We start from the raw sequence: 24780 nt of genomic DNA on the forward strand, positions 1-24780 counted from the left end.
ATTATTTTATATTTTAATTTAAGGAACCAGAATTTATGAAAAAAAGAATGGTTAGTGGAATTACGGCAACAGGTAGCTTAACGATTGGAAATTATGTTGGCGCAATTAAAAGCATGATTCAACTCCAAGATGAATATGAATCATACATTTTTGTTGCTGATTTGCATGCATTAACTAATAACATCGAACCGGAAAAACTAAAACAAAATAAAGAATCAATTTTTGCAATGTATCTAGCCTTAGGTATTGATCCTACTAAAACTACTTTGTTTTATCAATCAGATGTTTTAGAACATACTATGATGAATTGATTAATTTTAACCCAAACAACAATGGGAGAATTGAATCGCATGACACAATTCAAAGACAAAAGTGCTAAAGTTAAAAATGCAAATGGAACGGAATTAATTCCAACAGGTCTATTTGTTTATCCAACTTTAATGGCAGCAGATATTTTATTATATAATCCACACCTTGTCCCGGTCGGAGCGGATCAAAAGCAACATTTAGAATTAACTCGGAATGTGGCCGAAAGAATTAATAAAAAATATAAAACTAAATTTATAGTGCCAGAACCTTATATTGTAAAAAATGGCGCAAAGATTATGGCGTTAACTGATCCAACCAAAAAAATGTCAAAATCTTCTGAAAATGCTAATGAAACAATCTATTTATTAGACGATCCTGAAATAGCTTATAAAAAAATTATGAAAGCAGTAACTGATAGCGAAAATAAAGTTTATTTAGCTGATGACAAACCTGGTGTTAAAAATTTATTAACAATTTATGCAGCTTTAAATGACATTACACCAGAAACTGCTGCTCTTAAATTTGATGGTGCTAATTACAAAGTTTTTAAAGAAGCTGTAGCTGAAACTGTCAAACAATTTTTAATTACATTGCAAGCAAAGTATCAACAACATTTGGCTAATATTGCAACACTAGCTGATCAAGGAGCTGTAAAAGCTCGTCAAGTTGCACAAACTAATTTAACTCATTTTATGAAATTAAGAGGATTATAATATGTTAGAAAAATTTAATAAGGAATTAAATCATACAACTTCGCATTTACTTGCTGCAGCTGTGTTAAAACTATTTCCAAATACAAAGTTAGGATTTGGACCAGCAACGAAAGAGGGTTTTTATTATGATTTTGAATTTTTAGATAGTTTTTCAGAAAATGATTTAAATAAATTAGAAAAACAAATCAAAAAATTTGCAGCAAATAATTATCAAATGATTCATGAAGAAAATTATCAGTATGATTTTAGAAATCAACCTTATAAAAAAGAACTGTATGATGAATTTATTGCACAAGGTAAAAATGTAACTTTTTATTCATTAGTTAATGCTAAAACTGGAGAAAGATTATTTACTGATCTTTGTGCTGGAGGACACATTGAAAGTACTAAGGATATCAAACATGTAAAATTATTATCTTTAGCAGGAGCTTATTGAAGAGGAAATAGTGATAATCCCCAGTTAACAAGAATTTATGGTACAGCATGAGAAAGTGCTGAACAACTTCAAGCTTTTTTAGATATTTTGCAAGATCGTAAAGAGCGTGACCACCGTAAAATTGGGAAAGATTTAAAAATTTTTACTTTTAGTAAGTTGTCAGGTCAAGGTTTTCCGATTTGATTAGAAGACGGAATGAAAATTCACAATGCAATTCGAAATGAAGTTTTGTATTTAGATCGTAAATATGGTTTTAAAGAAGTTTTAACGCCGCATTTCGGTTCTAAAGAATTATATGAAATTTCTGGTCATTGAGAACATTACCGCGATGACATGTTTAATTCTATCGAAGAAGAAAATGAATCACTAGTTTTACGACCTATGACTTGTCCGCACCACGTAATTTTGTATAAAAAAGAAAAACGAAGTTACCGTGATTTTCCGATTCGATACTCAGAACAATCGAGATTATATCGTTATGAAAAATCTGGAGCTCTTACTGGTCTTGAAAGAGTGCGGGGTATGGATTTAACTGAAGGGCATGTTTTTGCTAGAGTAGATCAAATTGAAACTGAATTTAAGCATCAATATGAATTAATTAAAGAAGCATTAAAAATTTTTAAAATTGATGTTAATTATGTTTCTTTTTCAAAACGTGATCCTAATGATAAAGCAAAATTTTTCCAAGATGATCAACTTTGGGAAGCGGCTGAACAAGCACTTGAAAAAGTTTTAAAGGATTTGGGCATTGACTATGTTGAAATGCCTGGAGAAGCAGCTTTTTATGGCCCTAAAATTGATTTTCAAATTAAAACAGTTTTGGGCCATGAAATTACAATGTCAACTTTACAATTAGACTTTTTACTGCCTAAAAAATTTGAACTTGAATACATTAATTCAGATAATCAATCAGAAACCCCTGTATTAATTCACCGGGGATTAATCGGAACATACGAACGATTTATTTCCATTCTTTTAGAACAAACTAAAGGGAATTTGCCATTTTGATTAAGTCCTAAGCAAGTAGTGGTTATTCCAGTAAATTTAGAAAATAATTTTGCTTATGCAAAGCAAGTTCAGGACCAATTATTTGCTTTAGGCTTTCATTCAGAATTAGACTCAAGAAATGAAAGAATGCAGAAAAAAATTCGTGAAGCTCAAATTAGTAAAACTAAATTTCAACTTATTATCGGAGATCAGGAGCAAGCTAACAATACAGTAACTTTCAGACTTTACGGAAGTAACCAAAACACAACCCTTCCTCTAACTGAATTTATCACTATGTTAACTGCTTTAAAACATGATAAAAAATAAAAAATTTGCTTTTTCACACCACCTTTTTACTTTTATTTTTATTTTTTTACCAGGAATTTTAATTTGATATTTTTTAGGAAAAGATGCTAATTGAAGCGCTAAGACTGATTTAAGTTTTAATGAACTTTTATTTGTTTTGCTTGGCTATTTAGGCGGGACTGCTATTATTATTACAATTTTTTTGCTAATGAAGTGAGTTCCTTTTGCTGTTTTAACTTATGCTATTCCTATGGCTATAGTAATGTTTGCTATTAATATGAGTTATAGCTTGCATCCTGGATATCGTTTTTTAATTGTTTTAGTAATTTTGGTAACTGTAACACCTTTATTGCTATACTTAAATGATAAAATCATCAATAAAAAACATCAACAATAAATTACAAAATGACTTAAAAAAGACTTGTCACTAAAATACAAGTCTTTTTTAAATAATTAATTTATTAATTAAAATTTTTCATAAATTTTTGATAGTTTTTAAAAGCAGGTTGAAACATTCATGCTAAAGGAGTTAAATATTTTTTTTTCATGCGTGTTTCTAAATCATATTTCTGATTTAATTCAGCAATGATTTGGTGGGCTTGAGCGTATTGCTCAAGATTTTTACGAGTTTTACGATAAGTAATATCAGAAAAACAAGAAATAAAAATTAGCTTTAAATAATGTTTTTCTAAATTAGTTGATTCTCTGAATTTATGTAATAAATTTTCTTGAGTTGCAAAATCATATAACTTATGTAAATTAATAAAAAAATCTTCAACTTTTTTGTGATCATGCACTGCACTTAAACCTTGAGCATTTCAATTATAAAAATAAGTTGCTTTATCAATGAAATAGGTTTTATGCATTTTTAAAAATAGTGCAAGCCCAACATAAATGTCTTCATAATTAGAACCTTTAATAAATTTTAGTCCCAGCGATTTGAACCAAGCTGTATTAATTGCTTTATTCCAAATTGTAGCAATTCCATTTTCAATATATAATTCGCTTGCTTGTTTTTTAGTAGTTAGTTGTTGTCAACGAAATCCCAAACTATTATAAGTAACATTAATAATTCGGAAATTATTAATTCCAAAATTATTACGGGCTAATACCACTTCTACGCCAGGTTTTTTTCTTAATGCCCGATTAAATTCAACAAAAGTTTTTTTGTAAAATCAGTCATCTGGATCAGCAAAATAAAAGTAGGCAGTTTCAACAGCATTAATTAAAACATTTCTTGCATTTGCTAGACCACCATTTTGATTGAGTTGAATAATTTTAACACCTCGAAATTTTGAAGCAAATTTAGCTTCAAAATCTTGCAACATTTTTAAACTTGCATCGGTGGAAGCGTCATCTAAAAAAATGATATTAACATTTTTATCAACTTGTTTTAAAAGTGATTGAAAAAATTTTGGCAAAAAAGTCACTTTATTATAAACAGGGACTAAAACTGTCATTAAAACTGGTTTTTGCATAATGTTTCTCCCAAATTTAAAAAATAAAAAAATAATATTTTAAGCATAAAAATGTTTAAAATATTATTCAATTATTTATCATTGATAGCTGTATAACCTTCAACTTTTTTGTTTTTATAAAAACCACAAAACTTACATACACGGTGTTGCATAATTTTTTGGCTGCAATTTGTACATAGTACTAAATTTTGAGGTGTTAAAGCATCATGTGTTCTTCTTTTGTTACGACGTTGCTTCGAGGTTTTACGTTTAGGAACAATTGCCATGTTTTCTCCTTGTCTAGATAATGATTTTTATGATACAAAAATTTAAAAGTTCGATTTTGAACACTTAAAAGTATTAAAAATTATATTATAAAATTATTTTTTTCAAAATGTAATTTTATTTTGCATTTTGCATTGAGCGCATTACTGATCTAATTTGTGCTTCTGATGGTTTACGACCCATTTGTAAAAACATTGCTCGAATCATTTTTTCGCTAATCGGTGGATTTTCTTTTAATTGTTTAGCAAACATTTTTTTCGCAAAAAATAATGCTCCAATTGCTGCAACAATTGCACAAATAATAGCTACACCAAATACAATCCCTACTCACCCCGAAAGACCAACACCACCAGCGGTGTGGCTCTCAACAATTTTCAGAGTTTCTTCCGTTAATCTAACAACACTTTGATTTACCATATTTTTTCTCCAATCTTATAAGTTTATTTTTCAACAGTTTTTTTAAATTGTCAGTGATATTTATCAAACACTAAAAAGATTTCATCTAATAAAGGCTGAATTGTTGGTGATGTTTCTGATTCATTTGCAAGTTTTAAAATTGTTTGACAATCTTCCACAAGCGCCCCACAAACCAGTTCATAAAAAACTGGTTGACTAACAACTTCACTAATTTTACTTAATTGCAAGGCTTCTTGTAATGTACCAACAGGATTAACGTCATTCATTACTAATTTTTCAGCAACTTCATCTGAAAAATCAGCAACTCTTTCATAAAATTCATCAGTTACACTATGAATTTCAAAAAATTCTAATCCTTTGACATTTCAGTGGAAATTTTTAACTTTCATTGCTAAAACTACTAAACTAGCTTGTAGTGCTTTTAAATTTTTTAATTCCATACTAACCTCTTTAAAGATTTATAATTTTTATTGAATTTAATTATAACATTTATTTTAACAACAAAATTTAGCTTTTGAAAAATGCACTTAGTTTTAGTAAGGTGCATTTTTAAAAAAGTTTACAAATTTTAAGCTATATCCATTTTACGATAGCGGTAAATTGCAGCAGAATTAAGAACTAAAATTAATATGACTATGATTAATGCACTAATTCATAATTGATAAGTCTCTTCTTTTAAACCAAAAGCAACAATCGTTTTACTCGAAACCATTTCTTTGTTATCCAAAAAAACTTCTAATAATAAATCATTAGCTAAATTAGAAATAATTTTTTCTGTAGCAGTTAAATTATTTGATTTATTTTGAGGTTTACTTAATTCTGTCAAATTACTGGTGGCTTCGCCTTTTTGATTAATTGTATTTTTATAATCAATTTTTAAAATAAGGTTTTTGGTTACAGCAATTTTTAACAAAATGTATTCGATATTTTGTCAATTAATTTCTAAAAAATTGTTATTACCGCGGTTAAATTCAATCAACTTGTAATAAATTTTTGCAACTGTTTCAAAATTAATAAAAACTTCTCGATTATTAAAATAAGAGTCATTTTCTAGATCTGTTGCGACACTATTTAGTCCAATTTTTGTTTGATTTAAGGTTTTTTTCAAACTAATATTAGAATTAAAATAATTTAATAATTTTGTTTGTTCTGGGTGAATTTTTTCATCTAAAAAATAATTAGTAATTGGTGAATAAGTTAAATAATAATCAACTGGGTTTTGATCTATCCCTACTTGCAATTTGATTTTTAAAAATTGGTTAGTATATTCAGGATTTTGCTCTTGCTTATAGAAAAAATAAAAATTTGGATCTCTTTGTTTTCGCTTAGCTTCCTGTTCGGGATAATTTTGATAATATTCATTTGAAATAGAATCAAAATTTGCTCCTTTTGCAAAAATATTAAAAAAACTAAAATAATTTATAATGCTTCAATTCTTATACAATGCAGCTGCTTCATTATAAATTTTTAAGTATTGATCAATAATTTCCGGCGTGATTGGTGTTTCCTTTGAAGAATTTTTACTCATGTATTTCCAGACTAAAATTGGGGAACTCACAATTTGATTATTTTTTTGTAAAAAATTATAATTTTCACTTTCAATATCCTCTATAGACAAAGATTTTTCTTCTTGGTCTTGGATTTTATTTTTAAGCTCAAATATTTCGCTAATTTTGTTTTTAGCAGCAGCTGGCGCAATCGATATTGTCATAGTGAAGCTTAAACCAACAATAAGTCCAATTAACCCCATCACAAGACCATAGACATTATTTCTTTTTTTAATTTGTTTCATTAAAAAAGTATCAATTAAAAACAATAAGCCAAAAAATAATATTGAAATGATAATTGATGTAAAACTATAAGCTGATGCAATGAAAAATATTTTACTAATATATTCTCCATCTAATACATAAGCTAATGAAATAACAAGTACTACAAAAGTGATTGTTAATGAAATGAAATTTAAAATTAAAAAAGCTAATAATTTATTAAAATAAATTTTTAATCGGCTTTTGTCATTAGTAAAACTCAAAAGCTCTATATTTGTTTCTAATGTATTTTTTTTAATGGAAGTATAGTTATTAATATAATTTGAAAAACTATTTAAAAGCAGAATTGATGGCAAAACAAAACCAGCTAAAATATCATATACATAGATTTTTTCAGTTTGTCAAATATTTTTCAAAATAATTGACAATATTAAAATAAATATTGGGTAAATTAAAAGCGGAATATAATTAGTATATTTTTTGAAATGGATTTTAATTAACCATGAAAAATAATTTTGCATTTTTTCTCCTTTTATTTATTGCAAAATATAAATCATTAAAATTATACTTTTTGTAAAAATAAAGTTAAGGAATTTAACTAAAAATCAAAAAAGTTTTTAATTTAAAATTAGTGTTTAAGTTATCATATTTTAATTTATTCATTTGTAAATTGCATAAAAATGATTTATTCATTATTGTTTAAAATATTTTTTACAATTTGATTTCATGAATTTTCAAAATTTGTAAGGTCCAAATATTGCTTAGCAAATTCTAAACAATTTTGCGACATTTTTTGATATTCCTTATCAGGTAAATTATAAATTTTATTTACAGCGGCGGCATATTCTTCAGTTGTAGCATTAGCTGGTAATAAAATTCCATTTTGGTTGTTATTAACTAAAAATTTTGCTGAAGGAAAAGTATCAAGCACAACAATAGGTGTGCCATTAGCTAAAGATTCAACAAGACTAAAGCCAAAACCTTCCATTTTAGAGGCTAAAACAAAAACTTTTGCCTTAGATTGAATTTGCTTAATTTCTTCTTGTTTATAAAATCCTTTATAAATAATATTTTTGTGTCACTTATTTTTTTTAACCAAAGATCCAGAGCCATAAACAACTAATGGAGAAGTAAAAAAAAGTGAGGCTTTAACTAAAAATGAAAAATTTTTTTGAGTATTTTGAATTCTTCCTGCATATAAAATAAATGTTTTTTCCTTGTAATTGATGTCTTTATAATCTAAAATTTTTTCAATATATGGTAAGGGTATTTGATAAAAGCTTTTATTTTGATTAAGCTTTAAATTAATATCGGCTTGATTGTATTTATCATAAACAACTACATTTTTGCCAAATTTGAAAAAATTAAAATTTTTTTTGTTATGTTTTGAAATTAAAGTAACAAATGGGTTTAATAAATTTTTTTCAAGCGCAAAATTAAAATAATATCTATAAGCAAAATGTTGTACAAAAACACTTTTATCTAAATTAATAAAATTTTCTAATTTATAAAAAATATAATTTTGAAAAATAACTAAATCATACTCAGCAAAATTAAAACTTTGAATAAAAGCTCTAACTCTTAATTCATTAATAAATTCAAAAGGAAAAAATTTTCATTGATTTTTTTTATTAATTTTTTCAAAAAAGTTTTCAGAAGATTTAATTGGCATTTTTTCAGACACAATAACTTTTGTGGGGTTTTGATTTAGATAATATAATTCATGTATTTCATAATTTGGGTTTTTAATTAATATTTTAATTAAATTACGCGAATAGGTTTCAATGCCCCCAATCACATTGTGAGGTCTTGCAGAAAAAATTAAAATCTTCTTCATATTAATCCTTTTTTTGATACTTAAATAATATAATAATAAAAAAGTTTATACTATTTATTTAAAAAATAATGTTTATTTAAATATATTTTAAAATTTTTAAATAATCTTTTTTGCATTATAATTTATAAAACTAAATTAATTTGTTTTTTATCAATAAATAATATAAAAGAAAATTTCGTTAAAATAAACCATCTACTGGCATTTTAAAAAATTTTCTTAAAATTCAAAAAACAGAAGAAAAGCAGCTATGGAAAAAGAAGTAAAAATATCAATTTTGATACCTGTATACAATAAAAGTTTTTTTTTAAAAAATTTATTTAAATCACTTTTAGCCCAAACCTATAAGAATATAAATATTATTTTTTTAGATGATGGTTCTAAAGATGATAGTTTAAAAAAAATTAAAAAATTCGCTAATGAAAATACTAATACATTTGCAAAAATAAAAATTATTGCTTTAGAAGAAAATGGTGGTATTTCAAATGCTAGAAATTCTTTAGTTACTGCTGTAGAGACTGAATATTTTTACTTTTTGGATCCAGATGATTTTATTTACAAAAATGCGATGAAATACTTTATTAATGCAATTAAAAAAAATTCTGAAGCAGAAATCATTATAGCTCGAAATCATTTTGGCATGAATAGATTCCGTTTGCCTAACATTACTCACAATAATTTTGTTTTTAGATGATCAAAAATGACTAAAAAAGCTAATATTGGTCATTTGTATTTAGAAAATTCTTTTTTAACAGTTTGGAATAAGGCAATTAAAACCACTTGATATCGCTCTTTAGGGATTAAATTCATTAAAGGCAAAAATTATGAAGATATATACATATCACTTGCAATGTTTTTAAAAATGGAAAAGTGTCATTTTATTGATAAAGCAACTTATTTTTATAATTGAAATTTCCAAAATATTACATTAGTTAATGATGATAAAAAAATTGAAGCAATTTTTCATAACCTAGAAAATTTATATGATTTTGCTGCACGAGAAAATTTGTTAGATAAATTTATTGAAAAAACAAACTTAGAAAATCACTCATTACGAATGCTTTTTAATTCTTGTTTCGGTGACGCACTTTTTAATAAAATTATGAAAAATATTGATCAATATAAAGAAAGCTACCACATCCTCATTAGTTTAAATCAAAAATATGGCATCGAAAAAAGAATTAAAGCAAGATATTTGAAATTCCCTTATTTAATTTTTTTAAAATCATTTAAAAATTATCAGCGTTTTATGAAGAAAATGAGTCAAAAAGTAATTGTAAAAGTTTAATTTTTTTGTTTAACATGTTTTTGAGCATGTTTTTTTATTACTTCTTATGAAAATAATAATAACACTTGCAAATTTGCAAGTGTTATTATGTAAATCATAATTAAGCAACATCTGTTTTATTATATTTATAAATTGCAACACCATTAACAAGCAAAAGTGATAGTAAAGTGACTATAACACTAATTCATAAATGATAATTTACTTCGTCAAAACCGAATGCAACAATATTACTCTTGGCTATGAATTCTTTATTTCCAATTAAATTATTAATTAGTGATTTAGTTAAATCGTGAATTTGATATTCATTTTCATCTAAGTTTCTATCGTTAAAGTCTTTAGGTGTAGTTAATTTAATTAAATTATTTTTTTTAATATTATCTTCTACTCATTCATTGTATTCTGTTTTTAAAACGCTTGGTTTTTCAAGCGCAATTTTTATAAGAATATAAAATGTGTAATCTTTTTTTCATTTTTCAAGTTGAGATTTATTAAAAAGCAATTTTAATTTCTCATAAATTATTTTAACAGTTTCGAAATTAATTAGTATTTCTAGTTGGTTTAAATCAACATCATTAATTAGTTCTGCAACTAAATTGTCTAAAATAATCTTATCACTTTTAAATTTCTCTTCTGCATTAATAGTATAATTTTCTAATGAATACAATTCTAAATATTTACTGTCAGGTCAGTCATATAAAAAGCCAACTAAATTTACAGAAAGAACCCTTTTGTTAAAGCCTTTAATATAATTTTCTTCAACTGGTGCATTTAATGACCTTTGTATTTTTACTTTTAATAAATTATTAACAAAATTTTGAATTTCATTTTGCTTGTAAAACTTTTTAAAAGAATAGTTCCCGATATAGCTTTTTTCATTTTTATGCTGTTGATAATACTTATCACTAATTAATTCTAAGTAAGAAGCTTTTCTAAAAATATTGAATAAATTAAAGTAATTAAAAATATTTCAATTTTTATACAAATCTGCAGCTTCATTGTAAACTGCAACTTGCTTATCAAAACTAACAAGATCATCGGCATTATATTTTAAATCATGACTATCTAAAGTGGGTTTTTCTAATAATGTTATATTAGTAACATCGTTTTGGTTATTAAATAAATCAGTATTTTTTAAATTTAAATTATTCTTATTGCTAATTAACTTTAATTCATTCAGTTTATTCACCGAAGCATTAGGTGCTACAAAAATAGAAATCGGGAATGTTATCCCTGCAATTATGTATGTTGAATTAATAGCTAAATAAAAAATATTATGTCTTTTTTTAATTTTTGTCATTAAGTAAGCATCAATCAAAAAGAAAAAACCAAAAAATAAAATTGAAAATACCATTGATGTGACAATGTAGGCAAAGATGATTATAAATATTTCGCTAATAAAAGACCCATCAAGCGCATAAGCTAATGAGCTAAAAATAAATATTGAAGCAGTTAAAAGCGCAATTAAATTAATTATTAAATAAACAGCTAGTTTATTAAAGTAAATTTTTAATCTACTTTGGTTGCTTGTAAAACTTAAAAGTTCAACACTTGTCTCGGTAGTATTTTTCTTAATTTGGTTAAAAATTGAACCATAATTTAATAGGCTATTTGAAACTAACAAAATAGGCAAAATATAAAATGATAGCGTGTCATAAACATCAATTGATTTAGATCATTGGGTTTTTAAAAAAATTGTCACTAACAAAATTAGAACTGGATAAAAAAGTATTGCTAAGTAATTTAAATATCTTTTAAAATAAGTTTTAACTAATCATCAAAAATATTTATGCATTTATCTCCTTTTTTAAACAAAAAAGCTATATGTAAATTATAGCTTCGAAAGATCATGATGTTTTAAAATAATTAAAAATTTGTAACTTTTTTTAAAAAAATTATTTTAAAGAAAAATAATGAAATAAATTTTAAAGATAAGTGATTTTATTCTCCTAAAATATTTTTAGCAACTTGAGTTCAGGTTGTTTTGAATTTTTTAAAACTTAAATTTTGCTGTGCAAATTCTAAACAATTTTGTGACATTTGCTGATACTCATTATCTGATAAATTATAAATTTTATTTACAGCTGCTGCAAATTCTTCTGGCGAAGCTGAGGCAGGAACTAAAATACCATTTTTGTTATTGTTAGTTAAAAATTTTGCTGAGGGATACGTCTCCAAAACAACAATAGGAATTCCATTTGAAAGTGCTTCAACTAATGCAAAAGGAAAACCTTCAAATTTTGAAGTCATGACAAAAACTTTCACTTTACTTAAAATATCTAATAATTGATCCTTATTATAAAATCCTTCATAGTTAATATTGCTATGTCATTTAAATCTTTTAATTTTTTTACCAAAACCATAAATAGTTAAAGGAGCAACAAAAAAATTAGCTGCCTTAATTAAAAAAGAAATATTTTTTTGAAAATTATCAATTCTACCCGAGTATAAAATATTTGTTTTTTTACTATAAATAATTTCTGATGAATTTAGTATTTTCCCGCTATAAGGAATTGCGATTTGATAAAATTTTTTATCTAAATTTAATTTCTTATTAATGTACTCCTCATTAGCCTTGTCGAATACAACAACATTATTACTAAATTTAAAAAAATTATATTTATTTGAATAGGGGTGAGTGAATCATAATTTAATTATCGTTTTTATAATTGCATTTTGGTTGCAAAAATCTTCATAAAAATCATATGTTAAATGTTGTACAAAAACTGCTTTTTTTAAATTTAATTTTTTAGACATTTTAAAAAATCTGTAATTTTGAAAAATAATCATGTCATATTCTACAAAATCGACTTTTTTTAATAGCCTTATAACACGTTTTTCATTTTTTGTGGAAGATGGAAAAAATTTTGCTTCCGCTTTTAAATTGTGCATTTCAAAAAAGTTTTGTGATTTTGTAAAGGCTAATTTTTCTGACACAACAGCATCAAAAGTGTCATTGTTAAAATATGTTTCATGAATTTCATAATTTGGATTTTCAGAAAAAGCATGAAATAAATTAATTGCATACGCTTCAATCCCACCAATTAATGTATGTGGTCGCTGAGAAAATACTAAAATTTTTTTCATAAATGTTCCTATTTTTAAGATTATTTAATTTTGAATTTGCGAAAAAAACTAAAAATTTAGTTCTCTTCTGATTGTAATTCAATAATTAAGTCACGTAATTCAATTGCTCTTTCATAGTCAAAAGCCGCAGCCGCAGCTTTTTCTTGTTTTCGCAATGCCTTAATCAGCTCTTCTTTTTGTTTTGCGTTACGTTTTTTGCCTCGTGCCATAACTTCAACAAGCGCATCATTAATATCTTGTCCCTGAATTGGCTCGGGAATGGGTTTAATAATTGTAGTTGGAGTAATATTGTGTTTTTGATTGTATTCTGCTTGAATTTTACGTTTTTGCAAATTATCTTCAATAGTTTCTTTCATGCTTTTTGTCATTTCATCAGCATAAAAAATAACTTTTCCATGATCATTCCGTGCGGCACGACCCACAATTTGAATCAATGATCTTGTTGATCTAAACAAACCATCTTTATCAGCATCCATAATTAAAATTAAAGAAACTTCAGGTAAATCAATCCCCTCTTTCAATAAGTTGATTCCAACTACAACATCTAAAATTCCTTTTCTTAACTTTCTTAAAATTTCATTTCTTTCAAAAGTTTTGTGTTCAGAATGAATGTAAGCAACTTTTTGATTTCTTTCTTGTAAAAAACGTGTTAATTCTTCTGCCGAACGTTTAGTAATAGTTAAAATTAAAGTTCGTTCTTTTTTAACTTTTTGCTGTTGTAATAAATCATACAAATCTTCAATTTGGTTAGTTTTTGGTCTAATCTCAATAATTGGATCTAACAAACCTGTTGGACGAATTAATTGTTTAATTACTTCTCCTTCAGTTTTATTAATTTCATAATCTCCCGGGGTAGCTGAAACATAAATAATTGGGTGTTTAAATTTTTCAAACTCTTCAAATTTTAGAGGGCGATTATCAAGTGCTGAAGGTAATCTAAAACCATAATCTACTAAGTTTTTCTTACGACTATAATCACCACTATACATCCCGTTTAATTGTGGCACCATAATGTGGGATTCATCAATAATAATGATGGCATCCTCAGGTAGATAATCAATTAAAGTGTAGGGACGTTCTCCAGGCTCACGCCCATCGATATGACGAGCATAATTTTCAATCCCATTACAAAAACCGAATTCTTGCATTGAATCAAGATCATTTTTAGTTCGCTCTTCTAATCTTTGTTTTTCTAGTAGTTTTCCTTCTTTTTCAAACTCTTGCAAACGTTCTGAAAGTTCGGTTAAAATTGTTTTAACAGCTCGTTCCATTGTTTCGGCTTTAGTAGTATAGGCACTAGCTGGATAAATTACATAAGACTTAAATTTTTTAATGACACTTTTACTAAGTGGATCAATTTGAGCAATAGATTCTAAGGTGTCGCCAAAAAACTCAATGCGAAGATGGTAATCCGCAGTTCATCCTGGAGCAATTTCAATTACATCACCTTTAGCACTAAAGCTTCCTGGAGTTAAATCAACATTATTGCGTTCATAATTTCGTTTAGTTAAATTAGCTAAAAATTGTTTCCGGTCAACTTCCATATTAACTTCGATATTGTAAAAAGTTGCAGCATATTCACGCGGGTTTAAAGCTCCGTAGATTGAAGCTACTGAGGATACTACAATTGTATCCCTGCGCATTACAAGCGCATTCATAGAACTCATTCGCATCGCTTCTAAATCTCAGTTAGTTTTAGACGTTTTATCAATATAGGTATCCGAAGAAGGCATATAAGCTTCTGGGCGATAGTAATCAAAGTTAGAAACAAAATATTCAACCCGATTCTCAGGGAAAAACCCTTTTAACTCTGAATAAAGTTGAGAAGCTAAAGTTTTGTTATGTGATAAAACTAAAACTGGGCGATTTAATTTTTGAATTAAATTAGCAATAGTAAAAGTTTTACCACTTCCGGTAACTCCTAATAAAACTTGAGCTGACTTCCCTTCCAAAACTCCCTCATATAGCGCTTGAATAGCTTGTGGTTGGTCACCTGTGGGTTGATAATTTGAATTTAATTTAAACTCCATTATTTGCCTCTTTTTTAATTTTTTAAAATTATAAGCTAAATAAATAAAAAATGTTTTTTGCATTAGCAAAAAACTATAAATTACTATTTTGTGATTAAAACAATTTGATTTTGGCTTGTTTTAATAATTTCATGTCTAATATTAGAAAGCTTAAAATATTCCTTAAAATTTTTTAGATGTTTGTTTGAAGGATTAGCTAGTAGAATAACGCCGTTTTTAGCTAAGGACTTATAGGTTTGATCAAATAATGTTTCAATTTCATGATTTTTATCAGCTTTAATAATTACAAAATCAAATGTTTGAGCAGCATATTCTGCTTCATTAATTATATGCGGCTGCAATCCAAAAAAATTCGCTACATTTATTAAATTTTTTTGGTATTGCTCAATATCTAAATCTTGTTCTAATAAAAAAGTTTGCATATTTAATTGATTAGCTAAAATTAACATTTCCATTCCAGAATTTGGGCCTAAAATAATTGCTGTTTGCAAATTATTCATTTTACAAGTATTTAACATAAATGTTAGCTCATCAATTGTTCAATAAGCATCTTGTTCCATGTCTAATAATTCTGGTTGTAATGCAACAGGTTCAACGGGAGTATTTTTTGTTTGGATTTCACTTACATATTTTTTCATTTTTATTTTAATGTAATAAAAATATCCGAATCCAAGTGCTGGAACAATAACAATTGATAGGCCTAAAATTATTTTTAATCACTCAGGCATAATTATTTATTATCTTTTTCTAATTCAAAAGTTGCATCTTCGGTTTCATCAACAACTTCATGCTCTTCAAAATATGATTCTAAAATGATTTCAGCTTCAGCAACTTCTTCATCTGTTAAATCTTTCATTTCACCAGTTTGATCATTAACTTTTTGCACATAAACAAAATCTTCAATTACATAAAAAACTCATTGTTCATCATGTTTATTATCTTGTGGATCAACTGTAAACAAAATGTGACCTTGCACTTCTTTGCCCTCGGTTGTTTTAACAAAAATCTCACGATTTTGTTCACTTAAATTGATTGTACTCTTCACTCTTAAACTCCCTTAAATAAATATGATTCTAAAATAATTTGTGCAGCTAATTTATCTTTATGCTGTTTTCGTTTTTTAGCAGATAGACCACCTTGTTTTAAAATGGAATTAGCTGCTTTTGTTGTTAATCTTTCATCCACAAGTACTACATTTATTGAATAACGTTGCTTCAAAATTTCATAAAAATCTTCAACCATAAATGTTCGCTCACTTTTAGTTCCCGTCATTCGAGTGGGGTAGCCCAAAACCAAAACGCTAATTTCATATTCTTGTAATAAAGCATCAATTTTTTCTAAAACTTTTTTAAATTGATTTTCAGGAAAATGAAAATTATCTAAAGGAAAAGAAAAAATTTGATCGGCATCACTAATTGCAAAACCACACGTTTTAGTACCTAAATCTAAAGCTAAAGCTCTAGCCATTTGTAATAACTTCTTTAATAATTGCAACTAAATTTTCATTTAATTCACAAGAACCTTGTGCAATAATGGCGCTACCGCCCCCTTTACCAGCAACTTTAGTAAAAATGGTATTTAATAACTTGTTAGCATCAACTACTTTTGCCGCAACCAGTAAAAGTTGCTTATCAGCTTTTTTGTTACCAATTACAATAATTGTTTCTGGATTTTTTTCTCTTAATTCAGCTCCTAAAACTTTTAGGTTGCTATTTGTTTCTTCAAGATTAATATACACACTATAATTACCAACTTTTTCTGTTGTAATTGTTGTATCCACTTCAATTTTTGAAGTATTTTTCTTTAATACCTTATTATCTTCCCGGGTTTTTTCAATTGCAGTTTCTAAAATTGCTAGATTTTTTTCTAAATCTTGAGTTAAAGTTAATTCAAGTTTGTAATTTGGGTCTAAGACTTGATTTTTATCAACTAAAGTTTGCAAAATTTCAACAAGTTCTAAATTTTTCTTTGATAAATATTCTTCAACTAATTGATTAGTTGTTATAGCACGAATCCGGTAAATTCCTAATCCTTTATTTTCAACAGAAACAATTTTAAAATTCTCAATTCCTTCAGAATTATAAATGTGAGTTCCTCCACATAAATCAACTGTAATGTTTTTAAATTCAACTAAACGAACATTAAGGGGATCCATGTATTCAGCTTCTTCAAGGGTCATAATCGCATTCATTTCTTTAGCTTTATTAACTGTAGTTTCAATGTATGAACGTTGAGCTTTTTGGTGAATATATGAACGCACTCGTTGTTCAATTTGTTCAATTTCTTCTTTAGTAGGTTTTTTATCAGCTGGGAAATCAAAAGTTAACCGATTTTCATTGTTGTCTGAACCCAATTGTTCAATTGGTCATGAAAATTGTTCTCTCAAAGATTTAAATAACAAGTGAGTTGAAGAATGGTTAATTTCTAACTTACGTCGATTTTCGCGATTAACAAAACATTTTATAACAGATTTTTTGTTAATTTTACCTTTAACATGGTGAACATTATTTAAATATTTATCTTTGAAAACATTTAAAACTTGAAGTTTATTATCTTCTTGCAACATATAACCTTGATCATGTTTTTGACCACCAGAAGTTGCATAAAATGGCGTTTCTTCTAAAATAACATAAGCTTCACCATTTGATTCTTCTAACTCATTTTCTTCATTAGCAAGAAAAACAACTTTTGATTCTGATTCTAAATTTTTATGATCATAACCAATAAAATTTGAAATTTTAGCTTTAACATGCGATAAGGAATTAATTGCTTTTTGCATTGCAACTTTTTTGTTACCTCTAGAAACATCAGCATGCTTTTTCTTGTATTCTTCAAATTGAGAAATATCTAAATCAACGTTATGCTCTTTTAAAATTTCTTGCGTTAATTCAATTGGAAAACCATAAGTTTCATACATTTGAAAAGCAACCTTAAAATCAAAGTTATTTGGATTTTTAGCAATTTCTTTTTCTAATAATTTTTGCCCTTGTTCAATTGTTTCGGAAAATAGCAACTCTTCTTTTTTAATAATATCCGCAACTTTGGCAACATCAATATCAAAAACAAGTGAATCTTTAACAATTTTTACTAATTTGTGCAAAAAAGTTTTTTGATTGATTTTTAATTTAATTCCTGAGCGATAAGCTCTTCTAATTAATCTCCTAATGATATAGCCACGAGCTACATTTGAAGGCACAGCTCCATCATTAATAGCATTAACTACAGCTCGAATATGATCGGCAATAACTTTAAAATAGCTATTAATTTTTTCTTGTTCAGCATCTTTTTTAAAATAATTATCAGTCTCATATTGATAAGGTGATAATTTTTCAATTTCTTTAATAATTGGCATAAATAAATCAGTATCAAAATTGGTCGGTGCATCTTGTAAAATGGACACAATTCTTTCCAAACCAGCACCGGTATCGATATTCTTCTGCGCCAATTCAGTGTAATTATTTTCGCCATCATTATTAAACTGTGAAAAAACGATATTTCAAATTTCCATAAAACGATCATTTTCAATATCTTCTTTCAAAAGTTCTAGACCACGAGCATCATATTTTGGCCCTCGATCATAAAAAATCTCTGTACAAGGACCACAAGGACCTTGACCCATATCTCAAAAGTTGGTTTTTCTACCACCAGGAATTAAATGCTCTTTTGGATATCCCAAAGCTAACCATTTATTTTTAGTATCAATGTCTTCATGAAAATATGTAATATAAATGTTTTCTTTTTTTAATTTTAAAACATTTAATAAAAATTCATTCGCTAATTCAATTGCTTCAAGTTTAAAATAATCACCAATTGAAAAATTCCCCAACATCTCAAACATTGTGTGGTGTCTTGAAGTAATTCCCACATTTTCGATGTCGTTAGTTCGAATTGCTTTTTGAGAATTGGTTAAACGATTGTGCGGGGGCTGTTTTTTGCCAGAAAAATAATCTTTTAGTGTTGCAACCCCGGAATTTATCCATAATAATGAATCATCATTATGCGGAATTAAAGATTTATTTTCAACAACAAGGTGATCTTTTGATGCAAAAAAATCTAGTCACATTTTTCTAATTTCTTTTGAACTTAACATGGTTAATCCTTTCTAAATTAAAAGTAGGAATAAAATTATAGCAAGTGTTGCTAAAATTCCAATTGATGCAGTAATTTTATAATAATTAGTTTTCACTACAATATCATGTGTATTGATTGCTAAATTTTTGTGCAATAGTCTATTTTTAGCAACTTTTATTTTTTTAGCTAATAATCTTTCTCCAAATCAAACACTTAATAAAGCTAGTGCTGAAGTTATTGTTGGGATAAAATAGAAGAAAATTTGTTTTAAAAATGAAAAGATTTTTACTCCATCACGAATGACAAGTTGCGGGTCTAATTGATCAGCTTCTTTAAATAATGGCTTTAAAACTGTAATAGTAATTAATTCTTCCGTTCCTACACCTCCTGGTGCAACTGAAATTGAGTTAACAGCCCGAATAATGTTTGTCCCAATTAATATTCTTCAATATCCCTCAATTAATGGGATATTGTCTTTTAATAAATGACTTGCAAATGCTACAAATGGCGTTGGAATAAAAAACATTGTAAGTAATCTTAGTGTAAAAATTTCTAAAAATAATTTTGGTGATTTTAAAATATCTCTAAATCCTTGCCGCGTTTTTTCAAAAGCATAATATTTATTTCCGGAAATTTTAATTGGATCTTTAACAAAAATAAGTGGTGTTAATTCAAAAAAATAAATAACAACCGATACAATAATTTTTTGGATTGTTTTTGAGCTTGAAATAATTAAATAGAAAAAGAATCCCAAAATATTGATCGCCAAACCAACAAATAATAAAACTACAATAAAAATGTTTTCAGCTTTTCCATTAAACAATTCTGGATATTGAATAAACATAAACGGAATTAAAGATAAGGTAATTACTACAAGGTTAACCTGGAAAATAAAAGTTGAAGCCAAAAATGTTGAAGCTAAAGCTGATGTGTTATAGCCTTTTTTTCGTAAATATCAAAATGAAACAATATCTCCACCAATATAAAATGGAGTAATATTAGACACACAGACTCCAATAAAAGAAGCCATAAAAATATGTTTAAATTTAATTTTTATGCCTTGGCGCTGCATCATTCGATATATAGTTCAGGCATGAATTGCATAATAAACAAAATTTGAAAAAGCAATCATTAGAAAGAAAATTCTTGTCTTTGTATTTCTTGTAAAAATAGTTCAAAAATCCCGAAAAATTTGAACTGAATCTTCGCCGCCGGTATTAGTATAAAGAAACTTGAATGTTAAAAAAATCGAAACAGCTAAAAATGCTAATAAAAAAGTATATTTAATAATGTAATTTTGCTTTTTAATTTTGGGAGGCTTTTCCTCTTTATATAAATTAATTTTGTCAATGAAGCGTTTTTCCTTATTTGTAATAATTGGAAATTCCGCTTTTTCAGGTTTTACATTAACAAAATATTTTAAAACGTTTTTATAATTATTATACTTGATAACAATTTGTGTTTTATCTTGCATTTTACAAATTAAATTACTGTAATTTTCTTGTATGTCAAAACGTTTTTTATTAACAATTTTAACTCCATTAATTTCTTCTAGTTGATTAATTCTAGAAATTAAATTTAAACCTTGTTCTTTATCTACAAAAAATGTTTCAATATTTTCATGTAAAACTCCATTTTCTTTTTCAATTTCTTGGAAAACCTCAAATAAATTTTTATTTTGTTTTTTGTAAAAAGCTGCCATTTCCAAAATTGCAAGTGCAAAAGGAATGGAATCAAATCCTGATTGCGGCAATCCTTTTGAAATAAAAAACATATCATTTTCTGTATAAGCAAAATTAAGTTTTTTAGTTCTGGTTTTTAGTGCTTGAGCTAAAATTGACCTTCTTGTATCTTTAATAGTAATTTCTGATTCAGCTAATTTATTAGCAAAAATTAATGGGTTTTGTGATGCAGTTGAAGTTGTTAAAACATCAATTTTTTTATGATCTTTTTGGCTTAAATAATTCATGTACAAAATTGCCAATTTATCATAACTTAAATATTTTACTAAACGCTTATGTTTAACTACACATAATAATTTAGTACCTTTTTTTTGAAAAATAAATCCAATGTCACTTTTTTCTTTAGAAACATTTCGCGACAATTTTTTTAATGATTTAAAAGGGGAAAATTCTAAATTTAGTTTTTGAGAAACAGAACTATTTTTATTATTATCATTAACTTTGTACTTTAATTCTTGAAAAATATTGGTAATAAAAATATTTTGCGAATCTGAAAAAGACAAAAAAGAAAATGATAAATTAGAATCTAAATCATTTTCTTCAGCATTTTCAAGAATGTATTTTGAATAATCTTCAAAAATTTTACTATTTAAATAATTAATATTGGCTTTTTTATTAATTGTGTGATTTCCAATTTCCACTGGCACAATTTTACTATTTAAAACTTCAATTTCTTCTTTATTAAAAATATCATTTTTAGTATTTTTAAAAGAAAAAACAAAGTTATCTGTTAGAAAGCTTTTACGAGAAATATAAACAGAATTATGAAAATTTAACTTTTTATATGCATAAAAAAAAACCGGATAAGGAACGGGATTATTATAAGAAAAATTTGAAACTTGAATTCCATAATGTGATAGTGCTGTTGAAAAAATTTGTGAAAACTTATAAGATTCATCATCTTCATCATGCGCAATTAAAACAATTTGATCTTCAATTTCATACTTTTGTTTTAGTAATTTAGCATAATTAAAAGCAATTAACGAAATTGTATTTTCATTAAATTGTTCTTCGTTATCTCCGGCTACAGAAACAATTTTATTATCTCTTATTTTTAGAGTTGAATTTAATCGACTTATTTTTCTTAAAAAACTAATTTTTTTACTTTTATCAAAAGTAAAATGTTTAAAAAGTGGGTGAACATTTTTATAAAAATTTCAGTTTTCTAAGTGATTAATAAAAATACCTTTTTCTTCCATCTAAACTTCCTTTTTAACTTTTTTATGTGTATATTTTAAAGATTTTTGTGAAGTTTCTACTTTTTCTCCTGTTAGTTTTTCGGAATTTGGATGAGCATTTAGATTTGACTTTTTGTAAAAAGGTTTTTTTGGTTTTGAAGTTTCAATATTATTAGATTTTGCAATTTTTTCTGATTCTTGTGAATTATTTAGAGTCTTGGTTGATTGTTTATTTTGTAATTTATGTTTTGGTTTAGGGCGTTGTTTAAATTCAGGTTTTTTTCCTTCAAGTGTTGTTTCTAATTTGGGATTTTGTAGTTTTGGAGTTGATGTTGAAGTATTAGCGCCAGGTTTTTTTGTAAAATTATTAGTTTTTGGTCTTGGGTTTGTTTTTTTAATAAATCTCGGTTTTAAAAAACTCTTTTCAACACCGTTTTGATTTTGTTCATCAACTTTTTCTTCACGAGGAACTTTTTTAGTTTTTTCATCAATTAATAAAATTGAAGTTAAAATTAATGGTTTACGACGTTTTTCTTTATAAATAAAGGGTTCTAAACGATCCTTGATAATTTGTTTTAAATCAGGGATGTTTCAATTTTTACTATTTTTAATATGATATAAAATTGCTTTATGCACAATTTTCTTGCATTCTTCAACTAATTCAACAGAATTTTTAACATAAAAAGAGCCACGAGACACAATTGTAGGACGTCCTACAATTGTGTTTTTGTTTTTATTAATAGCAACAATTACATTAACAAAACCATTTTCCCCAAGATGAACCCGTTCATTAATTGTGGTTGAATTACTTTTAGAAATTACATCACCTTCAATGTAAATTGGTCCATAATTAATTTTTTCTTTTGAAAAACTTAATTTTCCTTTATTTAAATATAAAACTTCTCCCAACGATGGAATTAAAACATTTTCTTTTTTAACTCCGCTTTTGATTGCGGTTTGACCATGAACTACCGACATTCGATATTCTCCATGATAAGGAACAAAGTAGGTAGGTTTTGTTAATTTAAAAACTTTTTCATGTTCTTCTTGATAAGCATGACCGGAAGTGTGTAAATAACCATCAACACCGTTTTCTTTAATAATTGCTCCTAGTTTATACAACTTATTAACAAGTAATTCAATTTTGCTTCTATTTCCAGGAATTGGCGAAGATGAAAAAACAATTACGTCATTGTTTTTAATTTTAATATAAGGATGTTTATTTAGCGACATTTTTGATAATGCGGCTAAATGTTCACCTTGAGAACCAGTTGTTAAAATTACAATTTCATTATCTTTGTATTGCGAAATTTGTTTTTTATCAACAAAAACATCTTCTGGAACATCAATGTATTTTAAACGTTTACCAATGTCGATTCCTGAAACCATTGAGCGACCAAAAACAGCAATTTTTTTACCTAATTTTGCTGAAAGTTCGATAATTGCAGTTAGTCTTGTTAAATTTGAAGCAAAAGCTGTTAATACAATTTTTCCTTGGGCTTCTGTAAAAATTTTCTCAATGTCTTTTAAAATGTCTTTTTCACTTGGGGAATGCATTGGACGCATCGCATTAGTTGAATCAGAAAGTAAAACACTTAAATTTTGTTCACCAATTTGTTTTAAGCGTTCAAAATCCGTGTAATTACCAATTGGAGTGTAGTCAAAACGAAAATCTCCAGTACACATGATTGAGCCATCTTCTGAAGTAACGCGAATTCCGAAAGCGTCAGGAATTGAGTGTTGAGCAGTTCAAAAATCAACTTTTAAAGCACCAAAATCATAAAAGGCATCTTTTTCAATCTCTATTAAGTCGATTTTTTGTCTAATCCCGTATTCTTCAAATTTATTTTTGATGTATTCAATCGCAATTTTGGGAGCATAAATTGCAGGAATATTAACTTGCCTAACAAGGTATGAAATTCCCCCAATATGATCTTCGTGACCATGAGTAATGAAAAGACCCTTAATTTTACTTTGGTTTTCAAAAAGATATGAATAATCAGGTATTAAACCTTTAATACCGGTTGCAAAAGTGTCTGCAAATTTAATCCCTGAATCGATAATAACTATTGAGTCATCTTTTTCAATAACTAGTGTCGATTTACCTATTTCTTGCATTCCACCTAAACCAAAAAATTTAGTTGGTGTCATAAAAAACTCCTATGTAATTAATGTTTTGTAATTATCAAGTTCATGTTTGTTATTGAGTGATTTCACTAAATAAACAAGTATTTTGAAATTATACCAATTTTTACTAAACTTAAAAACTTATCATCAAGCTAATTCAAAAGATGAAAAAGCTTTAAAGACAATACTAAAATTAGTTTTATTATCTACTTCAAATGCCTTTTTTAGCTTCTTGAGCAATTTGCTGATATTGTAAGAGTTGCTTATAATAAGCAACATCTGTATTGAAAAAAGGATCAGCAACATTATCAGAAATATATTTAACTTCATACAAACCTTGGACTAATAATAAAAAGGCAATATCTTGACCCTTTAAATAAACTTTGACAACATAACGGTCGTATTTATCGCTATTAACATATTGAATTTGAACAGTCTTATGTTCAATTAAAGCAATTAATTTATTAGTTGCTTTTTGCGCTCAATAACGTGTCTTGCCAGTTGTTGAAATACGACTTTCACCTTTTTTAGTTGTCATTTCCAAAGAATTAATACCAAAAATTCGGTATTTTTTACCATCATTATCAGTAAAAGTGTCGCCATCAAAAACTTTGGTAACAAATACTGCTTTTTTAGTTGAGTAAGAACAAGCTACAACACTTAATGGTGCTGCTATGAGGCTCATAAAAATTATTATTTTTTTTATCTTCACAATTATATATAGCTTTAAATGGGTAAAAATGTAAA

Annotated in this window: 20 protein-coding genes; 4 read left to right on the forward strand and 16 right to left on the reverse strand. The window is 26.6% G+C overall.

The features are described from left to right. The first annotated feature begins 35 nt into the window (after positions 1-35). The 3 genes from trpS to ACW95P_RS01090 are packed head-to-tail and all read left to right on the forward strand — an operon-like array spanning position 36 to position 3148. Complete coding sequence (gene trpS, locus ACW95P_RS01080) at positions 36-1022, forward strand: tryptophan--tRNA ligase (RefSeq protein ID WP_457961379.1); 987 nt, start codon at positions 36-38, stop codon at positions 1020-1022. A 1-nt stretch (position 1023) separates the two neighbouring features. Then, on the forward strand, positions 1024-2772 hold the full coding sequence (gene thrS / locus ACW95P_RS01085) for a threonine--tRNA ligase (RefSeq protein WP_457961380.1): 1749 nt from the start codon (positions 1024-1026) through the stop codon (positions 2770-2772). After that, positions 2759-3148 (forward strand): hypothetical protein, encoded by a 390-nt coding sequence (locus ACW95P_RS01090; protein WP_457961381.1) that lies wholly within the window; start codon positions 2759-2761, stop codon positions 3146-3148. Before thrS ends, ACW95P_RS01090 begins: the two co-directional genes overlap by 14 nt. A 64-nt stretch (positions 3149-3212) precedes the next feature. Here ACW95P_RS01090 and ACW95P_RS01095 read toward each other — a convergent pair whose 3' ends face one another. The 6 genes from ACW95P_RS01095 to ACW95P_RS01120 form a co-directional block, all read right to left on the reverse strand. Beyond that, complete coding sequence (locus ACW95P_RS01095; RefSeq protein ID WP_457961382.1) at positions 3213-4229, reverse strand: glycosyltransferase family A protein; 1017 nt, start codon at positions 4227-4229, stop codon at positions 3213-3215. A 71-nt stretch (positions 4230-4300) separates the two neighbouring features. Further along, positions 4301-4495 (reverse strand): 50S ribosomal protein L32, encoded by a 195-nt coding sequence (gene rpmF / locus ACW95P_RS01100; protein ID WP_457961383.1) that lies wholly within the window; start codon positions 4493-4495, stop codon positions 4301-4303. A gap of 115 nt (positions 4496-4610) precedes the next feature. After that, on the reverse strand, positions 4611-4910 hold the full coding sequence (locus tag ACW95P_RS01105) for a YneF family protein (RefSeq protein ID WP_457961384.1): 300 nt from the start codon (positions 4908-4910) through the stop codon (positions 4611-4613). 23 nt (positions 4911-4933) lie between these two features. After that, positions 4934-5350 carry a Dps family protein gene (locus ACW95P_RS01110; RefSeq protein WP_457961385.1) on the reverse strand — a complete coding sequence of 139 codons (417 nt, stop codon included), beginning with the start codon at positions 5348-5350 and terminating at the stop codon, positions 4934-4936. A 128-nt stretch (positions 5351-5478) separates the two neighbouring features. Then, a complete protein-coding gene (locus ACW95P_RS01115; protein ID WP_457961386.1) occupies positions 5479-7200 on the reverse strand; it encodes an ABC-2 family transporter permease in 1722 nt (573 codons plus the stop codon). A 164-nt stretch (positions 7201-7364) separates the two neighbouring features. Continuing rightward, on the reverse strand, positions 7365-8516 hold the full coding sequence (locus tag ACW95P_RS01120) for a glycosyltransferase family 4 protein (protein WP_457961387.1): 1152 nt from the start codon (positions 8514-8516) through the stop codon (positions 7365-7367). 247 nt (positions 8517-8763) lie between these two features. Between ACW95P_RS01120 and ACW95P_RS01125 the strand changes: the two genes are divergently transcribed. Continuing rightward, complete coding sequence (locus ACW95P_RS01125) at positions 8764-9801, forward strand: glycosyltransferase family 2 protein (protein ID WP_457961388.1); 1038 nt, start codon at positions 8764-8766, stop codon at positions 9799-9801. 100 nt (positions 9802-9901) lie between these two features. Here ACW95P_RS01125 and ACW95P_RS01130 read toward each other — a convergent pair whose 3' ends face one another. The 10 genes from ACW95P_RS01130 to ACW95P_RS01175 all read right to left on the reverse strand — a co-directional run bounded on the left by ACW95P_RS01130 (position 9902) and on the right by ACW95P_RS01175 (position 24718). Then, positions 9902-11593 (reverse strand): hypothetical protein, encoded by a 1692-nt coding sequence (locus tag ACW95P_RS01130; RefSeq protein WP_457961389.1) that lies wholly within the window; start codon positions 11591-11593, stop codon positions 9902-9904. Between the two features lie 146 nt (positions 11594-11739). Beyond that, the gene (locus ACW95P_RS01135; RefSeq protein WP_457961390.1) at positions 11740-12885 is read right to left on the reverse strand and encodes a glycosyltransferase; all 1146 of its coding nucleotides are present in this window, start codon (positions 12883-12885) and stop codon (positions 11740-11742) included. A 56-nt stretch (positions 12886-12941) separates the two neighbouring features. Beyond that, a complete protein-coding gene (gene uvrB / locus ACW95P_RS01140; protein WP_457961391.1) occupies positions 12942-14915 on the reverse strand; it encodes an excinuclease ABC subunit UvrB in 1974 nt (657 codons plus the stop codon). Between the two features lie 83 nt (positions 14916-14998). Then, positions 14999-15643, reverse strand: coding sequence for a BC85_0335 family putative methyltransferase (locus ACW95P_RS01145; protein ID WP_457961392.1), 645 nt, complete (start codon positions 15641-15643; stop codon positions 14999-15001). A 2-nt stretch (positions 15644-15645) separates the two neighbouring features. After that, a complete protein-coding gene (locus tag ACW95P_RS01150) occupies positions 15646-15960 on the reverse strand; it encodes a hypothetical protein (RefSeq protein WP_457961393.1) in 315 nt (104 codons plus the stop codon). Positions 15961-15962: 2 nt separating this feature from the next. After that, positions 15963-16382 carry a Holliday junction resolvase RuvX gene (gene ruvX, locus ACW95P_RS01155; RefSeq protein WP_457961394.1) on the reverse strand — a complete coding sequence of 140 codons (420 nt, stop codon included), beginning with the start codon at positions 16380-16382 and terminating at the stop codon, positions 15963-15965. Beyond that, the gene (gene alaS / locus ACW95P_RS01160; RefSeq protein WP_457961395.1) at positions 16375-19005 is read right to left on the reverse strand and encodes an alanine--tRNA ligase; all 2631 of its coding nucleotides are present in this window, start codon (positions 19003-19005) and stop codon (positions 16375-16377) included. Before alaS ends, ruvX begins: the two co-directional genes overlap by 8 nt. A 12-nt stretch (positions 19006-19017) precedes the next feature. Next, on the reverse strand, positions 19018-21927 hold the full coding sequence (locus tag ACW95P_RS01165) for a lysylphosphatidylglycerol synthase domain-containing protein (protein WP_457961396.1): 2910 nt from the start codon (positions 21925-21927) through the stop codon (positions 19018-19020). Further along, entirely contained in the window at positions 21928-24057 is a 2130-nt protein-coding gene (locus ACW95P_RS01170) for a ribonuclease J (protein ID WP_457961397.1), read from the reverse strand. Between the two features lie 178 nt (positions 24058-24235). Continuing rightward, on the reverse strand, positions 24236-24718 hold the full coding sequence (locus tag ACW95P_RS01175) for a thermonuclease family protein (protein WP_457961398.1): 483 nt from the start codon (positions 24716-24718) through the stop codon (positions 24236-24238). Between the last annotated feature and the right edge of the window lie 62 nt (positions 24719-24780).

This window comes from Mycoplasma pogonae (assembly GCF_054170725.1).